The sequence below is a fragment of the Candidatus Bathyarchaeota archaeon genome (genome assembly GCA_026014745.1).
In the GTDB taxonomy this organism is placed as follows: Archaea; Thermoproteota; Bathyarchaeia; order Bathyarchaeales; family Bathycorpusculaceae; genus Bathycorpusculum.
In genome coordinates this window covers 587,520-611,304 of record JAOZHS010000002.1, presented here as the reverse complement: position 1 = coordinate 611,304, position 23,785 = coordinate 587,520, and the positions used below count along the sequence as shown (strand labels likewise).

25 protein-coding genes are annotated in these 23,785 nt (G+C 47.7%); 14 read left to right on the top strand and 11 right to left on the bottom strand.

What is annotated here, in order from left to right; all coding sequences use genetic code 11:
- The first annotated feature begins 440 nt into the window (after positions 1-440).
- On the top strand, positions 441-761 hold the full coding sequence (locus NWE92_09850; protein ID MCW4029933.1) for a cupin domain-containing protein: 321 nt from the start codon (positions 441-443) through the stop codon (positions 759-761).
- Between the two features lie 99 nt (positions 762-860).
- Positions 861-2,363, top strand: a complete 1,503-nt coding sequence (locus NWE92_09845; GenBank protein ID MCW4029932.1) for a 2-isopropylmalate synthase — start codon at positions 861-863, stop codon at positions 2,361-2,363.
- A gap of 376 nt (positions 2,364-2,739) precedes the next feature.
- Here NWE92_09845 and NWE92_09840 read toward each other — a convergent pair whose 3' ends face one another.
- On the bottom strand, positions 2,740-2,922 hold the full coding sequence (locus NWE92_09840) for an AbrB family transcriptional regulator (protein ID MCW4029931.1): 183 nt from the start codon (positions 2,920-2,922) through the stop codon (positions 2,740-2,742).
- 113 nt (positions 2,923-3,035) lie between these two features.
- Here NWE92_09840 and NWE92_09835 point away from each other — a divergent pair, with 113 nt between their 5' ends.
- The 4 genes from NWE92_09835 to NWE92_09820 all read left to right on the top strand — a co-directional run bounded on the left by NWE92_09835 (position 3,036) and on the right by NWE92_09820 (position 5,455).
- Positions 3,036-4,148, top strand: a complete 1,113-nt coding sequence (locus NWE92_09835) for an IS6 family transposase (GenBank protein MCW4029930.1) — start codon at positions 3,036-3,038, stop codon at positions 4,146-4,148.
- Positions 4,149-4,285: 137 nt separating this feature from the next.
- Positions 4,286-4,879 (top strand): NYN domain-containing protein, encoded by a 594-nt coding sequence (locus NWE92_09830; GenBank protein ID MCW4029929.1) that lies wholly within the window; start codon positions 4,286-4,288, stop codon positions 4,877-4,879.
- Between the two features lie 42 nt (positions 4,880-4,921).
- The gene (locus NWE92_09825) at positions 4,922-5,137 is read left to right on the top strand and encodes a hypothetical protein (GenBank protein ID MCW4029928.1); all 216 of its coding nucleotides are present in this window, start codon (positions 4,922-4,924) and stop codon (positions 5,135-5,137) included.
- Positions 5,138-5,263: 126 nt separating this feature from the next.
- Entirely contained in the window at positions 5,264-5,455 is a 192-nt protein-coding gene (locus NWE92_09820) for a YegP family protein (GenBank protein ID MCW4029927.1), read from the top strand.
- 93 nt (positions 5,456-5,548) lie between these two features.
- On the opposite strand, the gene NWE92_09815 is transcribed toward NWE92_09820, so the two are convergent.
- Positions 5,549-6,415: a hypothetical protein gene (locus NWE92_09815; protein ID MCW4029926.1), complete on the bottom strand. Its 867-nt coding sequence runs from the start codon at positions 6,413-6,415 to the stop codon at positions 5,549-5,551.
- 270 nt (positions 6,416-6,685) lie between these two features.
- Between NWE92_09815 and NWE92_09810 the strand changes: the two genes are divergently transcribed.
- Complete coding sequence (locus NWE92_09810) at positions 6,686-8,038, top strand: PQQ-binding-like beta-propeller repeat protein (GenBank protein MCW4029925.1); 1,353 nt, start codon at positions 6,686-6,688, stop codon at positions 8,036-8,038.
- An 18-nt stretch (positions 8,039-8,056) separates the two neighbouring features.
- Here the strand turns inward: NWE92_09810 and NWE92_09805 are convergent, their stop codons facing one another.
- Positions 8,057-9,097 carry a sodium:calcium antiporter gene (locus NWE92_09805; protein ID MCW4029924.1) on the bottom strand — a complete coding sequence of 347 codons (1,041 nt, stop codon included), beginning with the start codon at positions 9,095-9,097 and terminating at the stop codon, positions 8,057-8,059.
- A gap of 340 nt (positions 9,098-9,437) precedes the next feature.
- Here NWE92_09805 and ilvB point away from each other — a divergent pair, with 340 nt between their 5' ends.
- The 7 genes from ilvB to pheA all read left to right on the top strand — a co-directional run bounded on the left by ilvB (position 9,438) and on the right by pheA (position 16,874).
- Complete coding sequence (gene ilvB, locus NWE92_09800) at positions 9,438-11,144, top strand: biosynthetic-type acetolactate synthase large subunit (protein MCW4029923.1); 1,707 nt, start codon at positions 9,438-9,440, stop codon at positions 11,142-11,144.
- Entirely contained in the window at positions 11,144-11,656 is a 513-nt protein-coding gene (ilvN, locus tag NWE92_09795) for an acetolactate synthase small subunit (protein ID MCW4029922.1), read from the top strand. The genes ilvB and ilvN overlap by 1 nt, the downstream gene beginning before the upstream one ends.
- An 89-nt stretch (positions 11,657-11,745) precedes the next feature.
- Entirely contained in the window at positions 11,746-13,014 is a 1,269-nt protein-coding gene (locus NWE92_09790) for a 3-isopropylmalate dehydratase large subunit (protein MCW4029921.1), read from the top strand.
- Positions 13,011-13,508 (top strand): 3-isopropylmalate dehydratase small subunit, encoded by a 498-nt coding sequence (locus NWE92_09785; GenBank protein MCW4029920.1) that lies wholly within the window; start codon positions 13,011-13,013, stop codon positions 13,506-13,508. Before NWE92_09790 ends, NWE92_09785 begins: the two co-directional genes overlap by 4 nt.
- Positions 13,505-14,536 carry an isocitrate/isopropylmalate dehydrogenase family protein gene (locus NWE92_09780; GenBank protein MCW4029919.1) on the top strand — a complete coding sequence of 344 codons (1,032 nt, stop codon included), beginning with the start codon at positions 13,505-13,507 and terminating at the stop codon, positions 14,534-14,536. The genes NWE92_09785 and NWE92_09780 overlap by 4 nt, the downstream gene beginning before the upstream one ends.
- A gap of 11 nt (positions 14,537-14,547) precedes the next feature.
- Entirely contained in the window at positions 14,548-16,065 is a 1,518-nt protein-coding gene (locus tag NWE92_09775) for a 2-isopropylmalate synthase (protein MCW4029918.1), read from the top strand.
- On the top strand, positions 16,062-16,874 hold the full coding sequence (gene pheA, locus NWE92_09770) for a prephenate dehydratase (protein ID MCW4029917.1): 813 nt from the start codon (positions 16,062-16,064) through the stop codon (positions 16,872-16,874). The genes NWE92_09775 and pheA overlap by 4 nt, the downstream gene beginning before the upstream one ends.
- 244 nt (positions 16,875-17,118) lie before the next feature.
- Here pheA and NWE92_09765 read toward each other — a convergent pair whose 3' ends face one another.
- The 8 genes from NWE92_09765 to NWE92_09730 all read right to left on the bottom strand — a co-directional run bounded on the left by NWE92_09765 (position 17,119) and on the right by NWE92_09730 (position 23,784).
- Positions 17,119-17,571: a hypothetical protein gene (locus NWE92_09765; protein MCW4029916.1), complete on the bottom strand. Its 453-nt coding sequence runs from the start codon at positions 17,569-17,571 to the stop codon at positions 17,119-17,121.
- 91 nt (positions 17,572-17,662) lie between these two features.
- Positions 17,663-18,292, bottom strand: a complete 630-nt coding sequence (locus tag NWE92_09760; protein ID MCW4029915.1) for a gamma-glutamyl-gamma-aminobutyrate hydrolase family protein — start codon at positions 18,290-18,292, stop codon at positions 17,663-17,665.
- 5 nt (positions 18,293-18,297) lie between these two features.
- A complete protein-coding gene (locus NWE92_09755) occupies positions 18,298-19,170 on the bottom strand; it encodes a prephenate dehydrogenase/arogenate dehydrogenase family protein (GenBank protein ID MCW4029914.1) in 873 nt (290 codons plus the stop codon).
- The gene (locus NWE92_09750) at positions 19,167-20,246 is read right to left on the bottom strand and encodes a pyridoxal phosphate-dependent aminotransferase (GenBank protein MCW4029913.1); all 1,080 of its coding nucleotides are present in this window, start codon (positions 20,244-20,246) and stop codon (positions 19,167-19,169) included. The genes NWE92_09755 and NWE92_09750 overlap by 4 nt, the downstream gene beginning before the upstream one ends.
- A 27-nt stretch (positions 20,247-20,273) precedes the next feature.
- Positions 20,274-20,534 (bottom strand): chorismate mutase, encoded by a 261-nt coding sequence (locus tag NWE92_09745; protein ID MCW4029912.1) that lies wholly within the window; start codon positions 20,532-20,534, stop codon positions 20,274-20,276.
- A gap of 4 nt (positions 20,535-20,538) precedes the next feature.
- Complete coding sequence (aroC, locus tag NWE92_09740) at positions 20,539-21,642, bottom strand: chorismate synthase (protein MCW4029911.1); 1,104 nt, start codon at positions 21,640-21,642, stop codon at positions 20,539-20,541.
- Positions 21,620-22,915: a 3-phosphoshikimate 1-carboxyvinyltransferase gene (gene aroA / locus NWE92_09735; protein ID MCW4029910.1), complete on the bottom strand. Its 1,296-nt coding sequence runs from the start codon at positions 22,913-22,915 to the stop codon at positions 21,620-21,622. The genes aroC and aroA overlap by 23 nt, the downstream gene beginning before the upstream one ends.
- Entirely contained in the window at positions 22,912-23,784 is an 873-nt protein-coding gene (locus NWE92_09730) for a shikimate kinase (protein MCW4029909.1), read from the bottom strand. The genes aroA and NWE92_09730 overlap by 4 nt, the downstream gene beginning before the upstream one ends.
- Between the last annotated feature and the right edge of the window lies 1 nt (position 23,785).

Genomic DNA, 23,785 nt, shown 5'->3' with positions numbered 1-23,785 from the left:
ATTTTTGATTGTTTGTGCCCTTTTTGGGGGTGCAAATTGACCAAGCAGGCTAGCCAGATTCGTGTTAATAATTTTTAAATATTTAATTGGTGGATTGAAGGCTAAAATGATAGGTGCCTAAAGCTGGGCAAGCCGGTCAGGGCGGAGATAAAAGGCTGAAGTGGCTCTGAATGAGTCAGTTATGCCGAGTTTATCCCTCAATTGCCCAATTAGGCAACTATCGTTACGTTTTTTGGTATTTTCAGGTATAAATATTTAACGTTTGTAAACTATAATATGTGGAGAAATGGAATATTTTTCGCTAGTTTTGTTATGTGCGTATGTGCCTTTTGGAGTGAATTTGTATGTATTGCTTCTTTTATAATTTAAATCATACGCATCAAGAAACCCGTAAATTTTAGGGGCAACTCTAAACTATTCACGCCCCCCATATGTTACTTATGAAAATCGTTAAGGTTCAAGAAACAAACCCCTTCCAAAACCCCCATGGCGTAGATGCAAGAAAAATCTACCAAACCCCCGACGCCGAAGTGATTCACATGGCTCTAGCGCCGGGTCAGGCACTAAAGCGTCACACTACACCCGTGGATGTGTTTTTCTATATTCTGGAAGGCAAAGGCATTGTAGAAATCGGCACCGAAACCCACGAAGTAGAAAAAGACACAGTTATTGATAGTCCAAAGGGGATTGCGCATTTGCTAAAAAACACTGGGACGGGAGTGTTTAGGTTCCTTGTAATTAAGCTCCCCCAAACAGCTTGACGGTGAAACTAACCATAATTTTTATATTGCCGCTTCACCCTGAAAAGAGAGATGTGATTTAAATGGGGTATTGCTTTATTCAACCGCTTCCCTAAACCCGTGAAATTTTTAGACACCACCCTGCGTGATGGTGAACAAACACCCGGAGTATCCTTGGTTCCTGAAAACAAACTGCGTATAGCCCAGCGGCTAGACGAACTCGGTGTAGACGTTATCGAAGCCGGATTCGCGGCAGTCTCTGAAGGCGAACTCAAATCCATTAGTGCAATCGCTAAGCAGGGTTTGCGCGCTGAAGTCAGTAGCGCTGGCAGAGGTACCAAAGGAGACATCGACGCCGTAATCAAGAGCGGCGCCTCCACCATGAGCATGATTATACCTACCTCGGATTTGCATATCGAGTGTAAACTTCGCAAGACCCGTGAGCAAGTGCTCCAGCTAACCGAGGAGAGTGTGCAGTACGCTAAGGACCACGGCTTAATCGTTGAGTTGCTTGCCGAAGACGCAACACGCAGCGATTTAGCTTACCTGACAAAAGTATTCGAGGTCGCAGTTGACGCTGGAGTAGACCGAGTTACACCTTGTGACACCGTTGGGTACCTTACACCAGAACGCACAATCGAATATTTTACTAAACTCAAAGAAAACATCAAAGTCCCAATGGGTGTGCACTGCCACAACGACTTTGGAATGGCAGTCGCAAACTCTATCGCCGCGTTAGGCGTAGGCGTCGAGTGGTGCCACGCAACCATAAACGGTTTGGGCGAGCGAGCAGGCAATGCTGCGCTTGAGGAAATCGTTGTTGCACTGCGCACCTTCTACCATGCGGACCTAAACATAAAAACCGAACTCCTATACAGCACCTCGCAGTTGGTTAGCCGCCTAACAGGCATCCACACCCAACCCAACAAAGCCGTAGTCGGAGAAAACGCATTCACCCACGAATCTGGCATACACACCCAAGGTGTGCTTGCAAACCCACTTACCTACGAACCCATCGCTCCCGAACTGGTCGGATGCACACGTCGCATCGCACCGGGCAAACACAGCGGTAGCAACGCAATCAAAAACGACCTCGCCAACCTCGGCTTACAACCCACTGAGCAGCAATTCAAAGAAATCATGCAACGCATAAAAGAAGTCGGCGACAAAGGCAAAACAGTCATGGACGCAGATGTTCTCGCCATTGCAGAAAACGTTATGGGCTTAGGCGGCGTTAGGCCGATTCAGCTTGAGGAAATGACGTTCGTTGGCGGTGACAAAGTAACTTCTACCGCTTCTGTGCGGCTGAAAGTTAACGGTAAAGACGCTTGGGGCACCGCTGTCGGTGTGGGTCCTGTAGATGCAACGATAAACGCGGTTAAGAATGCCATACGCGAATCCGAACCTATCATATTGGAGCAATACAACGTCAAAGCCATCACAGGTGGAACCGACGCCATGGTCGAAGTCGTTGTGCACATGCGCAGAGGCAACCGAACCGTAACCGCTATGGGCGTCCGTGAAGACATCGTTAAAGCCAGCATGGAAGCCGTCATAAGCGCCATGAACGTGCTCTCAACCGATTATAACGGCAAAAGCGGCAACGGCGCCAACAAAGCCTAAACAGCAGAATTTCTTTCTGCAGTTTCTCCATTTTTGGATTCATGCAGCCTCAGCTACCTTTGAGGATCTACTCCCTCGGTTCTGGTGCATCTTCGGGTGCGCTAAAAATTTCTTCTCTCTGGTGCATGGCGGGTGATGTGCGTATTAAAGCAACAACCCCCCGATTTGAAGAATAGATGCAAATACGAGGGCAATCATGACGGGAATTTGTTCTCGCCGCTCCCTATTTTGTTGTACGTTACCAGCAAACCATTCATTTTTTTCTTGATTTTGATATTTTTGTTTACTGTAAAAAATACTCCTTACCGTCCAAAATATGACTCCCGTCTGTATAAGTATGCCCGTAATTGTTAGAATATTTGCTAATGGAATCATGTTAGCGAATCTCTCCTTTTTGTGGCTTAACTTGAATGATTAGCTCGCCCCCTTCAGCCTTTAAAATCCATTCTAATTTGTCGTATTCGGTTAGCCCAAATTGGGCTATGATGCTTCGTGGTACGGTTGTTCTGAGTGATTCTGTTTTGGGTGAGGCTTTGTTTAGGTATGTTATTTCTCCCATTGTTATACCTCGGTTAGGTATAATTTAGCCCTGAGCAGTATTTTAATATACCTATGTTTATACCTAAAAGCTTTTAAGTAACCTATTGCTTAGGTATACGTGTAGGTATAAGCATGTTAGCCCAACACACTACAACCAGAGAAGAACGCGGACAAACAATCGCAAACACAAACGGACAAGTAACACGCATAGATGAACTTCTATACATCGTAAAATCTCAAAGCGGCAACGGTGAATACACCATTAACAAGATAGACGGTGAATGGTTCTGTGACTGCCCAGATAACACCTACCGACACACCACGTGCAAACACATTCACGCCGTCAAATTCTCATTAACCATCCGAGCAGAAGTCAAAGTTAACCGAGTAATCCCAGAAGTCAACGTACACACCTGTCAATACTGCAACTCAGAAAACATAGTCAAAAACGCAATCCGACACAACCAAAACGGCGACATACAAAGATACCTATGCAAAACCTGCGGCAAACGCTTCTCAATCAACTTAGGCTTCCAAAAACTAAAAGCCACACCCCAAATCGTAACCTCAGCCATGCAACTCTACTTCACAGGAGAATCCTTCCGCAACGTCCAAAAATTCCTAAAACTCCAAGGCATAAACGTAGACCACTCAACCATACTAAGATGGGTCAAAAAATATGTTACACTAATGAACACCTACCTCGAAAAGATAAAGCCCAACGTGTCAAACACTTGGAGAGCAGACGAAGTATACATCAAAGTCAAAGGCAACCTCAAATACCTCTTTGCCATGATGGACGACGAAACACGCTTCTGGATAGCCCAAGAAGTAGCCGACAGCAAAGACAAACACGACGCAAAACAGTTATTCATGCAAGCCCGACGCATCGCCAAAAAGCAACCCCAAACCATAATCACCGACGGACTACCAACCTATGCAGTGTCAGCCAAAGATATTTTTCCCCAATCAGTCCACACCCGAAAAATAACCTTTGACGGCAAATGTCACAATAACAACAAAATGGAACGCATGAACGGAGAAATCCGAGACCGCGAAAAAACAATGCGTGGACTCAAAAAGAAACAAACACCAATCCTACAAGGCTACCAACTTTACCACAACTACATCCGACCACACGAAGCTCTAAACGGAAAAACCCCCGCAGATGCATGTGGAATAACCATCGAAGGCAAAAACAAGTGGATAACCCTAATTCAGAATGCAAAAAAAGCAAGCCAATAAATTTATAAGTAAATCTGTCCAATTGAATCCATGTTGTTTTCGCTGCCGTTCGTCGAGGACGGCAGGCAGTCGTATGTATTTAGTGATAATCTTGTTTTATATACTAGTTACCGACAAGTAGGGAGAGAGGTAACTATATGGCTGATAAAGCAGCTGTTTTCATAGATGGCGGTTATTTTGCTAAAGTAAGAGAAAATCTCGGCGTTTATGATGTTGATTTTTGTAAGTTTTCAGATTTACTTTGTGGCAACTATGAACGCCTTTTTACATTTTACTATGACGCTCCGCCATTTCAAAGTGCAATACCAACGACTATCGAAAAAACAAAAAAGGCAACATTTGATAAGTTTATGTACAATTTGAAACTTTATCCCCGATTTCAAGTAAGACTGGGTAAACTTAGCCGCATTGATACTCAATGTGTTAATTGTGGAGATAGAGTTACTAAATACAAACAGAAAAGAGTTGATAATTTACTAACAGTTGACTTAACTAGGGCTATATGGAAGGACAATATTAACAAAGCCATTTTAGTTACAGGCGATAGCGACTTTATGCCCGCAATTGATGAAGCCAATCGTGCTCAAATATTAACCCATGTTTGGTATTCAAACATTGGTAATACTAGGATACACGACGAGTTACGTCTAGCTTGTTCCGAAAGGTCAGAAATTACAAAAGTCCTATTAGAACGAGTGCGAAAAACACCATCGTCCAAATTATTATCCTAACTATTTGGTAGGGCACTCAATGAAATTCCAAGATGGATTATTATGGAAAATGACAAGAAAGCCCTAGCCGTAATCCAAGACTTAGGCTTAAAGGACGGACAGCAAGTAAGCGAGGATGACCTGCTAACGGTTGTGAAAGCCTATTATGGCGATAATCACCCTGAGGTAATGTCTGATTTGCTTAACAGCCCCTACTTCAAAACCGTTTACATCGTGGACTTGAAAGCTACTTCCATTTTAAATAAAAATTTACGCTAGCCGTTTTAACAAACATTTCAGTTTCACTCACCTCCCCTGCATCTGATAACATATTTATGTTAACGCTTTTTAACCCCCAAAACTACACTTAATTGCTTGAGGTGACAAAAACTGGCAAAATTTGCAATAAAAGACTCAAGCAATAAACAATTCTATTGGGTTTTAAAAGCCGATAACAATGAAATAATAGCTACAAGCGAGACATATACAACAAAGCAATCTTGCGAAGACGGTATAGCGGCAGTTAAAAGAAGTGTGCCAATAGCGTCTATTGTTGACGAGACAAATTCAAAAAGAATTTACGTTACTTTTGGATAATTTACCAGCCCATTGACTTGTTTGCCTTCTCTATTTTTCTATATTAATTTCTTATTTTTGAATACCGCAGACTTGATAGAACCAAGAAAAGTCTCAATAATCTTTTTCTAACTGACTTAATGAATAATGCCATTTAATGTATTTCGCATGACGGTGAAACGATAAATGTGGATAACGCCAACACCAAAATCGAATAGAAAATTCCCAAGGAAAAATCGAATAACTTTGGAAACCAAGAATCTCATTATCTGTTAATTCTAAATCATGGGCGATTCCTTCATAAACCTCATATTGTGTTGGCGAACATTGTTTTATAAGTAGTCTTTTAGCTGGAGGAGAAACCTCTTTTCGCAACCAAGGATGCAAATATACAATTTTAATATTATCAATTTTTTTGCTTTTCAAAACGGATAATTGTTTTTCATCTAGCGGCTTTTCGTGTATAAAAAGCGAGTTATTTGTCCTACACCTTATACCTAACATTCGAGGGGTTGGTTCTTGTTTTTCCTCGATAGTAATCCCCTGTTGAATAAATTCGGCTTTAAGTGCTGTTTCACTATCATGTGGCACGCAGACAAATTTCCCATTTGTTACACTATGCACTAACCAACTAGGTAAAGATATTACAGAATAAGCTATTCTTTTATCGGCCCTACTATCCAAAATGTATGTAGGGTTAGTAGGTTCGTCTGGTGTACCGTTTCGTTGGATAAAGTGTATTGTTACAAAGGATAAATCTGTGTATAAGTGTGGGGTCTTTTTCCATAATCCTATTAAAACACCAATAAGTGCTAAGCCACTCACGAACATGGAAACAGCAAATAACCCTTCCAAATTTAACATCCATGTTTCAAACATGGCTGCTACCTCGTCTAAAAATCTCCAAAAAATGTAACCAGTCAAACTGTTGTAAAAGATTCCCACTAGCCAAAAGAGGTTTCTTTTGCTGACTTCGTCCATTCTGTGTCCCAGAGCGATATATTTCTTGGTACAAATAAAAGACTGCCGCTGTATGTAACACACAACAAGATACTTGCCGCTTTGTTTCAAAAATTATGTTGTGACCCGATGCGCACCATGAAGATTTTTTCATGGCATCACCCCCAAATGCACCAGAACCACTCCCTCCCTTAATTAAAGTATAAATAGGCATTCCCTGACTAACCCAATTTCCGACTTTTCGAGTTGAATTATGCAAAAATGTATAACTCCAGAACTCAAAACAGTATTATGGCCTCAAAGAAGCCAAGCTGGATTAAACTTGCCCTGACAACGCTGGTGCTTTTTCTATTTGTCAGCATTTTTCCCGCTGGGTTGCCAGTAAACGCCGCCGAAGCTGATGATTGGCCAATGTTCAACCATGACCTGACCCACACAGGGTACTCCAAATCGATGGCGCCCCGAACCAACCAAACCCTTTGGACATTTAGCACAGGTGGCGCGGTTAAAGCTTCACCTGCTGTTGTGGATGGAGTAGTTTATGTGGGTTCAGACGACGGCTACGTCTATGCTTTAGCCGCTTCTGATGGTTCCCTGCTTTGGAAATACAACACTTTTGGTCCCGTGCAGTCTTCGCCCGCAGTAGTTGACGGGGTTGTTTACGTCGGAGGGTATCATGGTCATGCGGTATTCGCGTTGGATGCTTCTTCAGGCGATTTAATTTGGCAAAGCCCTACCGACTCAGGGTACCCTGATGAGATTTCTGCAACAGCCGTCGCCGATGGTTTAGTCTACGTTACGGTTGCTAATACGCCCGATTACCGTGGTCGGCTTTATGCCTTTAATGCCTCAACAGGTAATCTCACGTGGCAGTATATCCCTTCCTTCAGGACCTGGGCTTCTCCTGCCGTTTATAATGGGCTGGTTTACATTGGAGGTTCCGCAGGAGACATTGCGGCTTTAAACGCAACGTCAGGAGAGCAATCTTGGAGTCATAGGGGCTCAAATTATAATGGGCATTCTTCTTTTTCAATCGGTGACGGCTTGGTTCTTATAGGCATGGAACCTCAGGAACTTCAGGCATGGGACGCTTCTAGTGGCGCATTTGTCTGGTCGGGCAATACCGTGGGCGCTGTCTCTCACTCTACGCCAGCAATTGCCAATGAGGTAGTTTACGTTTCCACAGGTATCGGCGGAGCAATTATTCAACCTGGAGGCATCACGGCAATAGATGTAACAACTGGTGCGTTGCTGTGGAATCATACAATCGGCTCGATTCGGTATTCTTCCCCCGCGGTTGCTGAGGGATTAGTGTTCGTTGGTTCTGACGAAAACTCTATTTTGACCCATGATAATCCAAGGGGACACGCAGTCTATGCAATAGATAGCAAAACTGGCGCGACAATCTGGACTTACACCACAGATGGCGAGGTCTATTCTTCTCCAGCAGTCGCCTACGGCATAGTTTATGTCGGTTCAAACGACGGCAAAGTCTACGCCATCGGTTCAACAAACCAACCAACACCCACGCCTGTGCCCGAGTTGCCTATTTGGATAATTTGCGCAGTTCTTGTTGTGGGAGTGGTGTTTGCTGCGCTTAAAGCAACCAAAATCCCTATCCACGCTCCAAATATGGGCTTCTAAATTTAGGTGGGTTGAGTGTTAGAGTGCACTTATGGTTGTCACTAAAAATAGCACGTAGATGAATAGGAATACGAGGCTTTCTTTGTAGCCTATATGTCCTCTGGATAGGAAGTACCAGAAGAACAGGTTTGCCACAATCGAGAACAGCACAAGGTTCTGGAAGACACTTACTGACATAACTATGGGGGTGCCTAGCAGTGCGGGTAGAAAAAGCGACACTCCCAAAATAAGAGTGATGTTTACGAAGCTGCTGCCCACGATGTCGCCAAACGCTAAACCTGAGTGTCCCTTCATTAGCGCCTTCAAATCCAACGTTAATTCGGGGAGGCTGGTTCCAAGCGCGATGATGGTGGCGCCGATTACCTGCTCAGATAGCCCCGCGGTTTCTGCAATGCTGACAGCGGATTCCACCAGAAAATACGCGCTTGCTACCACACCTAGGGTGCCTGCAAGGGTGAGGGCGATGATTCTTTTGATTCTGCGTTTCTCTTCTGGTTTTACGGGTTCTGCGTCTTCGGTGGGGATTCGGACTTTTGTGAGTTGGTACATGTAACCGATGAATATGCCGATTAACACTAAGCCAACTATCCAGGTGGCGGTGGAGATGAAGATTAAAATGATGGGTATGACGGAGGAGATGAATAAGCCAAAGTAGATGCTATTTAACTCCGATTTAGCCAAGGAAAACACGATGTTGGGATTGGGGTGCTTAGCGGGTTCTTTGGGGTGACGACGTTTTTGTCGCACATGATGAAAGTGAAGCAACAACCCCGCTAAACCCACCACAACACAGATGTTAAAAATGTTTGAACCCAACGCGTTGCCAATTGAAAGCGGCGCCCCACCTGAGAGGGCAGCTGTAACTGCCACCGCCAACTCGGGCAGCGAAGTGGAGAACGCAATCAGCGAAAAGCCTATGGCTGTTTTGCCTAGCCGCGTGATGTTTGCGACTTTGACGGCGTTGTGGATGGCAAGGTTGCTGGCGTAGTTTAGGACAACAAACGCTACCGCAATAATCACCACGTTTATGATGGTGTCAGTAAAAACCTCGTCTACCATATCGGTTACTTCTCTAAAAATTAAGCTACACCTACACTATGCAGGTATAGAAAAATAAAGGTTCGGAGCATACGGCGCTATCTAAACTGAGTCTTCGAGTGCCCCAAAGCTTTAGTGGCACCGCAAGCTTTTTATTTGAATAGAGGTCTACGGTAAAAAGAAAGTGGACTATTAAAGAGGCAAGAAAAATGAGGGATCGTCACCTCCATAGCTGGGATCGTCGGGTATACTTCTTCTAACATGCCCAGGTTAACCTCTAAATATTTCACAGCCTTTCAGCAACAATTTTTCCGAGACGACAGTATAATTCTTAAAACAAATACAGGAGACAGATTGGAACATGACTAAAATGTCTGGTGCACAAGCACTCTTAGAATCCCTTGAAAAACAAAACGTTGATACAATCTTCGGCATCTTAGGCGGCGCTATCCTCCCAGTATACGACACCTTATGCGGCAACAAGAAGATACGCCACATCTTGGCACGCCACGAACAATGTGCAGCTCACGAAGCCGAAGGATACGCACGAGCCAGCGGACGCGCAGGCGTATGTATGGCAACCAGCGGCCCAGGCGCCACAAACCTCGTCACAGGCATCGCTAATGCCTACATGGATTCTTCGCCCATGATAGCTCTCACAGGGCAGGTGCCGTCTGCAGGCGTCAACACCAGCTACATGATTGGTAAAGACGCATTCCAAGAGGCAGACATAATCGGCATAGCCACTGCAGTCACCAAATACAGCTATCAACCCCGTGCTGTCTCAGAAATCCCTCTTATGGTCAACAACGCATTCTACTTGGCAACCACCGGCAGGCCCGGACCAGTGCTGATTGATTTACCTAAAAACATCCAGTCAGGAATCGCAGATGTGGAATTCACCAACAAAGTCCATATCCGCGGCTACAAACTAATCACCCAGCCAGCCCCAGCCAAAATCAGCCAAGCCAGCGAATTACTAGCCAAAGCTGAGCGTCCCCTGCTCTTAGTCGGCGGCGGAGCCATCACCTCAGGCGCCTCAGATGAAATCATGCAACTATCCGATTTGCTGATGGCACCCGTTGCAACAACCTTCATGGGCAAAGGAGCCTTCCCAGAAACTCACCCCTTATCCGTGGGCAGCATCGGAATGCACGGCAACCCCGCAGCCAACCGATTGATGGGTGAATGCGACGTGCTCTTAGCAGTTGGCACACGATTTAGCGACCGCGCAACCGCCAACCTTGACACCTTCGCGCCAGAAGCCAAGAAGATTCATATTGAAATCGACAATGCGGAAATCAACAAAAACATCGAAGTCGACGTGCCCATAGTTGCCGACGCCAAAATCGCCCTCAAACAATTAATCGCTGCAACCTCCCAGAAGCTGCAAAAAGGCGAAGGCACCGCTTGGACTAAACGCGTTAAAGAAGCCAAAGAGCAGCTAAGCCCCTTGCTGAGGGATTTACCACGGGACGTTTTGCCCAAAAACATTCTGATGGCGTTACGGACTCTGTTGCCTGAGAATGGCATTATGACTACAGAGGTGGGTCAGAACCAGATGTGGTCAGCGCTGTACTTTAAGGCGTTAAAGCCCCGCACTTTCATCAGTTCAGGCGGGCTTGGAACCATGGGCTTCGGTTTCCCCGCAGCCATAGGCGCCAAAGTCGCTTGCCCCGACCGACCAGTCGTGGACATTGCAGGAGACGGAAGCTTCATCATGTCTGAGCAGGAATTAGCCTGCAGCGTCACAGAAGACATCCCTGTCACCGTTATCGTGCTGAACAACAGTGTTTTAGGCATGGTGGCGCAGTGGCAACGCACCCTATACAACCGCCGCTACATGGCAGTCAATTTGGGTAAAACCCCTGACTTTGTCAAGTTAGCGGAAGCTTACGGAGCGCAGGGTTTCCGCGTGGGCAGCATGGATGAGTTCCACAAAGCAGTTAAGACAGCACTAACCAGTAAGGTTACAACGGTAATCGATGTGCCTATCGGCTCCGAAACCGACGTGGTTCCGTTTGTGCCGCCGGGCTGTGGATTACCCCAACAGAGAGGTGACTATTAATGGAAGCTGAAAGAACCAAAGTCATATCTGTGTTAGTGGAGAACAAACCCGGTGTTCTACATATGATTTCGAATTTGTTCCGTCGTCGGAACTTTAACATCGAAAGCATCACTGTGGGACCCACCGAAAACGCTGACATCGCACGCATGACCATAACCATCAACGAGGACGAAAAAACAGTTGACCAAGTCGTTAAACAAGTCGCTAAACAAATCGACGTGCTAAAAGTCGGTGAGTTGGAGCAGGGAAACTTTGTTATGCGCGAGTTGGCTTTGATAAAAGTGAAGATCGGCGACTCTAAAGAACGCAGTGACGTCATCAACTTCGTGGATGTCTTTCGTGGCAGAATCATTGACGTTTCAACCGACAGCTTAACTGTGGAAATCACTGGTGGACCAGATAAAATCGATGCGTTTATGAATTTGATGAAAACCTTCGGTGTACTTGAACTTGCACGCACAGGTATCACTGCATTGGCCCGAGGAGCAAAATCAATAAGAATCGACGAATAAACCCCAATTACATGGTGGAAATACTTAATTGTCTGTTCTTAAAAAATTGCCATAACTAAGTGGAACTGAGCTTAACAAAGGTATGAACAATGAATATTACAGAAAAAATCTTAGCTAAAGCCTCTGGCAAAAAAGTTGTGCATTCTGGCGAAATCGTTGACGCCAACGTCGACGTCGTCATGATACATGACTTAACAGGACCTTTAGCTGTAGAAGCCTTCAAAAAAATAGGCACCCCAAAAGTTTGGGATAACAAAAAAGTAGTGGTCATCCTAGACCACCAAGTTCCAGCGGAATCCGTTAAAGCCGCAGAACTACACAAAACCATGCGCAACTTCGCGCAAACACAAAACCTCCCCTTCTACGACGTAGGACGCGGAGGCGTCTGTCACCAAGTCATGCCCGAACAGGGACACGTAACCCCCGGAACCGTCATCTTAGGCGCCGACAGCCACACCTGCACCTACGGCGCATTCGGAGCATTCGCCACAGGCATCGGCTCAACTGAAGCAGCAGCCGTCATGGCAACAGGAAAAATCTGGCTAAAAGTTCCCTCAGCCATAAAAATCCCCGTCACAGGCAAATTCAAAAAATACGTCACACCAAAAGACCTAATCCTAAACATCATCGGCAAACTAAGCGTAGACGGCGCCATATACAAAAGCGCAGAATTCACTGGACCCACAATCCAATCCATGAGCATAGCTGGCAGAATGACCGTATGCAACATGGCAGTGGAAATGGGCGCCAAAAACGGCATAATCTCCCCCGACAAAATCACCCAAGAATTCCTACAAGGCAAAATCCCAGTCATGCCTGACTTCAAAGCCCTGCAAAGTGACAAAGACGCAGAATACGAACGCACAGTCGAATTCGACGTATCAAACATGGAGCCCCAAGTCGCCTGCCCATCATCCGTAGATAACGTTAAACCTATCTCTGAAGTCGGCGACGTACCCGTAGACCAAGTATTCATTGGCTCCTGCACCAACGGCAGACTAGAAGACCTACGCATAGCCGCCCAAGTCCTAAAGGGCAAAAAAGTCAAAGACGGCGTCCGCGCATTGGTAATCCCCGCGTCACAGGTTGTCTGGAGAGACGCTCTAAAAGAAGGGCTATTAGACATCTTCACAGCATCAGGCGCAATCGTCTGTGGCCCAGCTTGTGGACCCTGCTTAGGCGGTCACATCGGCTTATTGGCAGCAGAAGAAACCTGCATATCCAGCAGCAACCGCAACTTCATCGGACGCATGGGCAGCACCAAAGCCAACGTCTACTTAGCGTCGCCCGCAACTGTAGCAGCGTCTGCGGTAACAGGAAAAATAACTGACCCAACCACTCTGGAGGCAAAAGCATGAACAGCAAAATAACCGCTAAAGCCATAAAATTCGGCAACAACATCGACACCGACGTCATCTTACCCGGCAAATACCTAATCTTAGTAGACCCCTACGAGTTAGGCAAACATGCACTGGAAAGCTTAGACACCGAATTCGTCAACAAAGCCAAAGACGGCGTCATCGTGGTTGGAGGCAAAAACTTTGGTTGCGGTAGCAGCCGCGAACAGGCACCCTTAGCTTTAAAGTACTCGGGTGTAAAATGCGTCATCGCCGAATCCTTCGCAAGGATTTTCTTCCGCAACGCAATCAACATCGGTTTACCCGTAATTGAGTGCAAAGGCATATCAACTGCGGTTGAAACTGGCGATAAATTGACCGTAGACTTTGAAGCTGGCAAGATAGACAACCTATCTAACGGCAAAAAATTCCAAGTCGAAAAGCTGCCGCCTTTCATCTTAGAGATTTTGGCGGACGGCGGATTAATCGAGAATTTACGGAGGAAGAAAAAATGACAGAATATAAAATATCTCTCATCCCAGGAGACGGTATCGGACCGGAACTATCCGAAGCCACACTAAAAGTCCTAGAAGCTTCCGAAAAGAAATTCGGTTTAAAGCTAAAGGTTATTGAAGTCCCAGCAGGGGACATTGCTCTTGAGACGCTCGGCGTTGCCCTCCCAGCAGACACCGTGGAGAAAATCAAAAACAGCCACGCCTGCATGAAAGGCCCCGTCGGCGAATCCGCAGCAGACGTCATCGTTAAACTCCGCTACATTTTCGACCTCTACGCAAACCTACGCCCAATCAAAACCTACCCCGCAGTAGAAGCAGCACGACCCAACATCGACATGATGTTTGTTCGCGAAAACACCGAAGACGTCTACAAAGGCCAAGAATTCACCATAGGCAACGACACTACCCTCTGTTTACGTACTATCACACGAGGAAACTGCACCCGTATCGCCAAGAAGGCCTTTGAAATGGCACGCCTACGCAACGACAAAAAGAAGGTCACTGCCATCCACAAAGCTAACGTCATGCGCATCACCGACGGCTTATTCCGCGATGTATGTCGCGAAGTAGCAAAAGGCTACCCTGACATTGCATTCAACGAATTATACGTTGACGCAGCCTCCATGCGCCTCATCAAAGAACCCGAAACCTTCGACGTATTGTGTACCTGTAACATGTTCGGCGACATCTTAAGTGATGAAGCAGCTCAACTAGTCGGAGGCTTAGGTATGGCTCCAGGCGCAAACGTAGGTGACAACTTCGGCTTATTCGAACCCATCCACGGTTCTGCACCTAACAGAGTAGGTAAACATACCGCAAATCCCCTATCCATGATCCTATCAGCTGAACTGATGCTGGATTGGCTAGGCGAAAAATACAATGACCCCAAATGCATAAAGGCCGCAGCAGCCATCGAAAAAGGCGTGGTCTACGCACTGGAAAATCATCAATCTGTTCCAGACTTAGGCGGAAAAACCACGACTGTCGGAATGGCCGAGGCTATAGCTGCAGCAATGCCAGAAAAATAGTCGTGTCTGTAATGAATGAGTCAAGAACTATCCGTATTTTGGATACAACTTTGCGCGATGGGGAACAAACCCCCGGCGTTTCTTTAACCGCCGAAGACAAAATTGAGATTGCACAGCAACTAAGCAAATTAGGCGTAGACATTATCGAGGCTGGTTTTCCAAGCAGTTCAGACGGCGAACGCAAAGTCGTCCGAGAAATCGCTAAACTCGGCTTAACCTCAAAAATCTGCGCGTTATCTCGATGCACCAAAAAAGACATAGACGCAGCATTAGACTGCGACGTTGACTTAATCCACATATTCATCCCAACTTCTCCAGTGCAGATGAAACACGCCGTAAACATGACACCTGAGCAGGTATTGACTTCCGCAATAGAATCCATCCAGTACGTCAAGAAGCATGGCGTACCATGCGAATTCTCCCCGATGGATGCCACCCGCACCGAGTTGCCCTTTCTGAAAAAAATCTGTACAGCCGCCCAAGACGCAGGTATTGATAGCCTAAACGTTCCCGACACCGTAGGCTGCATGATACCGAAAACCACCTATGAATTCTTCAAAGAAATAAAATCCTACATAAAAGTCCCAATCAGCGCTCACTGCCACAACGACTTCGGCTTGGCAGTCGCTAACAGCTTAGCCGCAGTTGAAGCAGGCGCAGACCAAGTTCACACAGCAGTTAACGGCTTAGGCGAACGCGCAGGAAACGCAGCCCTAGAAGAAGTAGTCACCACCCTACACGTGGTCTACGGCTACAACACAAACATAAACACACGCTTACTCTACAGCACCAGCCGCATGGTCTCCTCTTTAACAGGTGTAGCGGTGCAAGTCAACAAAGCCATCGTCGGCGAAAACGCGTTTGCCCACGAATCCGGCATCCACACTCGTGGCGTCACCGAGCAACCCCTGACCTTTGAACCGATTAGCCCCGAACTGGTCGGTCGAACCCGCAAACTCGTCGCAGGCAAACTGGCAGGCACCCATGGCATCCAAGCTGAACTAGCCGAAATCGGTATCCACCCAACCGAAGCACAACTTGGCGAAATCGTCAAACGCGTCAAAGAACTAGGCGACAAAGGCAAAATGGTCACCGACGCTGACTTAATCGCGTTGACTTCTGCTGTTATGGGTGAAGTGGTTGGGGAACAAAAAATCGTGGACCTCTGCGACATGGCAGTTGTCACTGGCATCAAAGTCATCCCGACCGCGTCCGTGCGCCTCACCTTAGATGGCAAAGAATACGTTGCAGCCGAAACCGGCGTTGGACCCGTAGATGCAGTGCTAAAAGCCATCCAGAAGCTCACCAGCAACATGGAAAAAATCCGCCTAAGCGAATACAGATTAGAAGCAATCACTGGAGGAAGCAACGCAGTCGCTGAAGTCGTCATAAAAGTTGAAGACGAAAAAGGCAACCTCGTCTCAGCACGTGCCGCACGAGAAGACATCGTCATGGCCTCGGTTGAAGCAATGATAAACGGTATAAACAAGCTGCTCCTAAAGAATCGTAAGCAGGGACCTAAACCGTGAAAGTAACCTATCAGGGAGAAACAGGCGCCTATAGTGAAATGGCAGTCTACAAGTTTTTCGGCCGAACCGTAGAGCCCGTCCCCTGTAAGGATTTCCGCGAAGTGTTTGAATCCGTAAAAACAAGCACCGTCCCAAACGGGGTGGTGCCTATCGAGAACTCGATTGAAGGCAGCGTCAACCAAAACTACGACCTCTTCCTAGCCTATGACCTGAAAGTCTGCGGCGAAGTCGCCGTAAAACTGGCTCATGTGCTTATCGCTGACCCCAAAGCAAAATTCGAAGACATAAAAACCGTCTATTCCCATCCCCAAGCGCTCGCGCAGTGCCGCCACTACCTCGAGAAGCACAACTGGGAAATCGTTCCCGCCTATGACACTGCAGGTAGCGTAAAACTCGTCAAAGAACAAGGTCTGCTCACAGCCGCGGCGATTGCTAGCGAAAAAGCCGCTGACCTCTATGGCATGAAAATCATCGCCCGAGACATAGCCGACAACCCCTCCAACTACACCCGCTTCCTCGTCTTAGCCCACGAAGACTCATCCCCCACGGGAGATGACAAAACCAGCATCATCTTTAGCGCCAAACACGCCCCCGGCAGCCTCTACCATGCACTCGGCGAATTCGCATCAAGAAACATCAACCTCACCCGTATCGAATCCCGCCCCACCAAAACCACCGCCTGGCAATACAACTTCTACCTAGACTTCGAGGGACACCGAACAGAGAAGCGATGCGCCGAAGCGTTAGCGGCACTGGAGAAGTATGCGACTTTCGTCAAGATTCTGGGGTCCTATCCCCGAGTCATCTAAAAATTATCGGTTTCTCCTTTTTCTTGTAACGTTAATGTTACAAATGGAACAATAACAACATGCTTCCACAACCACAACCTTGCGGCTCCAACATAGAGCTATGTTGGACGTGTGCAGAAAACCGTCTACCCACACCGAAACAGACGCACAAAACCGTTGCAGACGCCAAACAGAACCCGATTCTTAAGCAGACATGTGGCACTCCAAAAAACGCTACACCCACACAAAGAGAAAAAGCGACAGGCTATTCTATTAGGGCTTTGATTTTTTCGTAGATGTCTGCTGCTTTTATTGGGTTGCCGCAGTGTTTACAGATTAACAGTTTCCCTGCCTCGGGGATGTCGACCATATTGTTACATTTGGGGCAGTTAAACGCGGAAGCTACCACGCCGTTTTGGGTAAGAAAAGCCCGCAATGATGCGAAGTCGGCGGCTGCATCTTCGGCGCTTACTGAGGCTGTGGCTTGTGGGGTGACCTGTGGACTATTGTAAGAATCTGGGGCTGAGAGAAAGACTTCATGTGCGCAGAGTTGGCAGAGCTTCTTGCCTTTGTACTCTGGGAATTCTTTGCGTTTCCCCATCTGCATCGAACCCACGACGAACCATCGCATGTACCCTTTTTTGAGCTGCTTATTCCAGAACACCATTCGCTCTTCGTTCCAAGCAAGTGGTTTGCCGCATCTTGCGCAGTTTTCCATTAGAGGTCACGTTTGCCTATTGCTTGGCGTTGGCAGTAATTAGATTTTGCGTTAAACACATTAAAAGAGGGCTGCAAGAGGAGGCAGCTGGTTAGATTCCGAGACGTTTTACGTTGTTTGCGTAAAAGTTGTCTATGATTTTGTGGCCTTCCAGATGTGTTTCGCCGTTTATTGTGACTCGTTCTGGGTGGAATTGTACGCCGAAGAATAGTCTGTTTTTGTGTTTGACGGCTTCCACTTCGCAGCTAGCTGAGTCCGCTAAGAGGTTTAAGCCCGCTGAGTCGAGGCTGTCTTTAAGGACATAGTCATTGTGGTTCTGTGCCAGCGGAACCGTTTGGCCTCTTCTGAATCGGCTCAAAATATCCCCTGTTTGGATGACGTTTACCTGTTCAAATTTGTCGATAACTGGTTGAGTTAGAGTGCCTGTTTTGGCTCCGAAAGTTGAGCATAGGAGTTGGTGCCCAAAACATATGCCTAAAAGTGGAACGCTGCAGTTTTGGATTAGGTGCATGACGCCGTCGAATTTTGCCTTATCCTCGGGTTTATTTATGTGCGCCTCTGAGCCGCTAATCACTACGGCGCCTATGCCTTCGCTAATCTGGTAATCTTTTTGGATTTTCGTGTAAGGAACAGTTACACAGGCGGTGAACCTATTTAGCACGTCATTTAATTCGTGGATTTTGGTGCCATCCAAGTAGCAGTTGACTAATAGTGTTTTCATGGTGTTTATTCCTCTGTTGATTGTAGCATCTTATACATTACTTCATAGCTTTTGCCGTATTCACCGTCCACCTTGGAAAGCTTGCTGCGCAGTTGGTCCATACGTTTCATGATGGCGGTGGTGTCTTTGTTTTTCATTAACTCAACCCATTCTTGGGCGTTGGCGATGAAGGTTTCCTCGATTTTTCCTATTCCAGCGAGTTTGGTCTGGATGTTGGCGTATAAGTCAGGGGTCTCTTGGGCTACAGCTTCAGCTAAAGTGAACAACATACGATATGTAGTGCCCGCGAGTTTCTTTGATTCCGTGAAGCTTGGTTGTTCAAGCAACGTTTCGCAGGCGGCTAAACCCACAAAATGCGCAAACCCCAGAACAATCGACATTAACTCGTCATGCTTCTGCGGGGTCATGATGAAGACGTGGGCTTCCTCTGTCTCCAGCCATGCCTTGAACTTCTCGGCGTATGCCTCTTCCTCTGGGTTTGTGGGGGTTAAGACATAGGCTTTGTGTGCCACGCCATTGCTGCCTGGACCAAAAACTGGGTGAGTTCCCAACACCAAGGCGTCTTTTATATATTGGTGCATGATGTTGACGGGGTATTCTTTGATTGAGCAGATATCCATGATTGCTTGCCCTTTATGAGTAGCAGGCGCGATTTGTTTTATGATTTCTTCAAAAGAAGAGATGGAGGTGCAGATGAGTACACGGTCTGCGCCACGTACGGCATCTGCGAAATCTGCGGTTTCTACGTTTAACTCTTTTTTGAGGTTTGCCAGTTTCTCAGCTTTGCGGTCAGCGAGGACTACGGTGTCGCCTTTTTCCTTGCAGAATTTAGCGAACCAAACGCCCATTTTGCCCGCGCCGAGAACGGCTGTCCTCATCGAGGCGCCTCGCAGATTTTATTTAATGCAACTTCGATTTGGTCATCAGGTGCGGTTAGGCTGATACGGAAGTGTTCGCGGTAGTCTCCAAAGGAGGTTCCGGGTGCAACTGCTACGCCGCGGTCGAGGAGGTCAAGGGTGAATTTTTCACCGTCTAAGCCGTCGCGTTTGGGGAACACGTAGAAGGGTGCGTCGGGTTTTGTAAATTTGAAGCCTGACGCTGCAAGTTTTGCGCTGGCAAGGTCTGCGCGTTGTTTGTATTTGGCTTTGATGGATTCCGCGATTTGTTTGTGGAGTTCTAAGCCTTTTAATGCAGCATCTTGGATGAAGACGGGGACGTTGTTTACGGTGATTTGGTTAAGTTTGGTGACGTTGTCGATGAACATTTTGTTGGCGACAAGGTATCCTATGCGCCAGCCTGTCATGGTGAATGTTTTGCTAAAGCCGTTGGATAGAATGTGTTTGGAGTCGGCGCCGTATTCGAGGATGCTTTTGGTGGGGTTAAAGCTGATTGCACCATACACCTCGTCAGAGAGCACAGTGACACCGTGGTCGTTGGCTATGTCAACTACGCCGTCGAGAGTTTTGGTATCCATCACTTTGCTGGTGGGGTTGTTAGGGTTGTTTAGGATAATCATTTTTGTTTCGTCGTCGATTAAGTCGTGAAGTTGGTTTAAGTCAACTTTCCAACCGCTCTCTAAGGTGGTTTTGAGCAGTTTCACTTTGGCACCGAAGCTTTTAGCGATTAAATCGTAAGCGGTCCAATAGGGGGTTGGGATGATGACGTTGCCGCCGCTTTTGAGTGTCAAAAACATGCTGGCAAATATTCCCCACTTAGAGCCGGGGGTAATGACGACGTTTTCTGCTTTAACGCCGTGGACTTCTGCAATTTTCTGCCGAAGCCGAAGTTCACCATAAGAAGAAGAATACTTGGTTTTCCCTGCTTTCATAGATGCATAGGCGGCTTCGACAATTTCGGGGGGCGTAGCCATGTCTGGGTCGCCGAGGTTTAGTCGGATGATTTTTTTTCCTTCACTTTCCAGTTTGAGGGCTTTCTCATTTATCTCATACAGCATAGGTTGCAACTCTCCGTTAAGAGTTCCTTACTCCTGAACGGCACTGCACATATTAACTATTTCGCGGTACACCGCCTCAACTTGCCCCGCATCTAAACCCAACTTTGCAGCCTTAGTTTTGATGCGGCGATAGAGTGCGTTTTCTCTTGAGGCGTCACGTATGGGTATGTTTTGTTTCTTTTTTTCCTCGCCGATGGCTTTGCAGACTTTGATACGTTCGCATAGGGCGGCGAGGATTTGGTCGTCGATTGCATCTATCTTTTTGCGATGTTCCGATATGTCTGCCATAAGGTTAGTGCTCCTTGAGGACTTTAGGTATGACGCCGGCGCGGATGAGATGATCAACCAGAGTGATTGCGACTGCGGCTTCCACGGCGGGTACCGCTTTAGGAACCACACAGGGGTCATGCCGACCCTTCACACACAAAGAGGCGTCTTCCATAGCTGAGAGATTAACAGTCTGCTGCTCCTTACCAATCGAGGGTGTAGGTTTAATGGCAACTCTGGTGACGATTGGCATGCCGCTGGATAAGCCGCCTAAAATGCCGCCTGCATTCTCAGTGGCTGTAACAACTTTGCCGCCCTTCACCAAGAAAGCGTCATTGTTTTGGCTGCCCTTAAGCTCTGCAGCTTTAAAGCCCACACCGAACTCCACGCCTTTCACGGCGGGAACACAGAACAGCGCCTTAGCTAAATCGCCGTCCAACGTGTCAAATAATGGTTCCCCAACGCCGCTGGGCATGTTTAGCGCAACGCATTCCACGACGCCGCCAAGGCTGTCTCCTTCCGCTTTAGCCGCGATGATGGCTTGCTCCATCTTCTCTGAACACGCTAAATCGGGGCAACGGGTAGCTGCTGCATAGCGGTTTTTGCGGATTTCAGCCGTACTGAATTGCTTGTCGGTTTTGATTTGTCCAATGGCAAGCGTGTAGGCTAAGACGTCGATGTCGTATCTGCCCAGTAGCTTCTTGGCTATGGTGCCTGCCATGATGAGCGACACGGTAACTCGACCCGAGAAGCGTCCGCCGCCTCGGTAGTCATTAAAGCCGCCGTATCGGATATGCGCAGGGTAGTCGGAGTGGCTGGGGCGCGGCAGGGTTTTGAGGGCGTCGTAGTCGCTGGATTGGGTCTCGCGGTTCTCAACGGTGACGGTGATGGGGGCGCCTGTGGTGAAGCCGCCGAAGACGCCGCTTAGGATTTTGGCGGTGTCTTTTTCTCTGCGTGCCGAAACAATTCGAGTGTCCGCTGGGATTCGCCTGTCCAGTTCCTCTTGAAAATCAGCTTCCGAGAGCGGCAACCCCGCTGGGCAACCGTCCACGACGACGCCTATGACGCTGCCGTGGCTTTCTCCAAAGCTGGTGACTGTGAATTCTTTACCTATCGAGTTTCCCGCCAACTGCATTTGCTCCTAACGCTTTAAGATGTACAAAGAACTGCGGATAAGACTTTCTGACACACTCCGCATCCGTAATAACAGTTTCCCCCTCAGTACTCAAAGCAGCAACCGCGCAGGACATGGCGATTCGATGGTCATTATGGGGGTCTATGACTGCACCATGCAGTTTTTTGCCTTTTATGGTTAAGCCGTCAGCGTCTACCTTGATTTCTGCGCCCATCTTAGACAACTCAGACGAAACCGACGCTAAGCGGTCCGATTCTTTTAGCCTCAATCTACGCGCACCAGAAATATGTGAAGTTCCTTTCGCAAAACACGCCAGCACCGCGATGACTGGGACGAGGTCGGGGATGTTTTTGGCGTCAACCTCCACGGGTTTTAGCGGGTTGCTGGTGCCTTCGATTTCGATGCTATCTGCGCAGACTTTCCCGTTGACGCCCATTTTTCTGAGCACAGTGAGGATGGCTTTGTCGCCCTGCACAGACTCATAATTGAGATTGTTTACCACAACTTTGCTTTTAGTTATGGCTGCCGCTGAAAGCAGAAACGCCGCGGACGAGAAGTCTCCGGGTACGGTACCGTCAACAGCCTTGAACGTCTGATTAGCGGGTATCGCGAGGCAGTTCTCCTTAACGTCTACCCCTACGGAGTGCATGGCAAGCACGGATTCAGTCATTTTCACGTAATCCGCCGACTCTAAGGGTGTGGTTAGGGTGATTTCGGTGGCTGTTTTTGCCATGGGACACGCGAACATTAAGCCTGAGATGAATTGGGAGCTTACGTCGCCGGGGATGCTGGTTTTGCCCCCTCGTATGCCGCCGCCTTCCACGAATACAGCGTCTTTTCCCTCAAACTTGCCTACGTGGGCTTCTGCGCCTAATTCTTTGAGGCTTGTAAGCAGCGGTTCGATGGGGCGCCGCTCAATAGATCCCCGGAACACCAAAATCGAAGAAGTCTCCGCAAGCGCAGCCACAGGAACCATAAACCGTAGCGTCGCTCCCGACTCTCCGCAATCAATCGGCTCCACTGCTCCTCGGAGAGGTGATGCCCCCGCGATTGTCCAGCAGGTGTCTTCAGCTTTGAATGTGGCGCCTAATGCGGTTACTGCGCGGAGAGCTGCTTCGGTGTCTTCAGAGAGAAGCGGATTAGATATCCTTGAAATTCCATTGGATAGGGCTGCTGCTATGAGCATGCGTTGGGTGTAGGATTTTGAGGCTGGCGCACAGACCGCGCCGTTGAGTTGGGGGGTGTTTTTGACGGTTATCTCCGTCATTTTATCACCTTGGCTTTCTGTTGGTTAATGTGGGATGTGAGGATTTCGCCTTCGTAAGCTTGCAGGGCAGCTTTGACTTTGTCGACTTTGTCGTTTGGGGTTACTGCGGTTGTGGCGGGTCCTTTGCCGCATAACCCAGCCGCGACGGCGCCTGCAGCCAACGCGTCGATGGCGATGGTGGTGTTGAGTTTTTGGGCAGTCGAATAAATCAACCCGTTGAGGGTGAGGGCTTCCCAGATTCTGCCTTCTAGGGCTTGTTGGAATGCGACTTCCACCAGCGGCTTAACCGTGCGTAGCCGCTCCACGTCTGAGTTGATGGTGTAGGCTTTCTGGGGCGGAACATGAAACAGCACTGTATAATCGCTGGGCAGAGCCAGCTGTTTTAGCAGTTCTCTGTTCTTGTTATTTGTAATTACTGCGCCGCCGAAGTAGGATGCACATGCATCATCAAAGGCGCCAGTAACAGTGACTTTCGCGTCAAAGGCAGCTTCCACACCAATCTTTACAATCTCCAAATCATCAAGACTTTTCTCTAACGCGGCAACCATGGCAAGCGCGGTAGCGTTGGCGGCGGTGCTGCTGCTTTTCAGTCCCCGCGCGATGGGGATGTTTGAGTCAGTTTTTATTTTGGCACCGAAACACTTCTCTAACTGAAAATGCTGCAAAACTCGTAGCGCTGTTCTCTCGATTAGTAGGGTGCTTTCTTTGGGGTCAGAGGCGATTTCGGCTTCTATAACGCTGGGTTTTTCGGTTAATTCGACTTTTGCTTTGGTCCAGAGGTCTACGCCGAATGCTGCTCCTTTGCCAAGGGCTATGGCGTTTACTATTGTTGCGGCGCCATGTGCCACTGCGGTTGCTTTTCTTGTCACA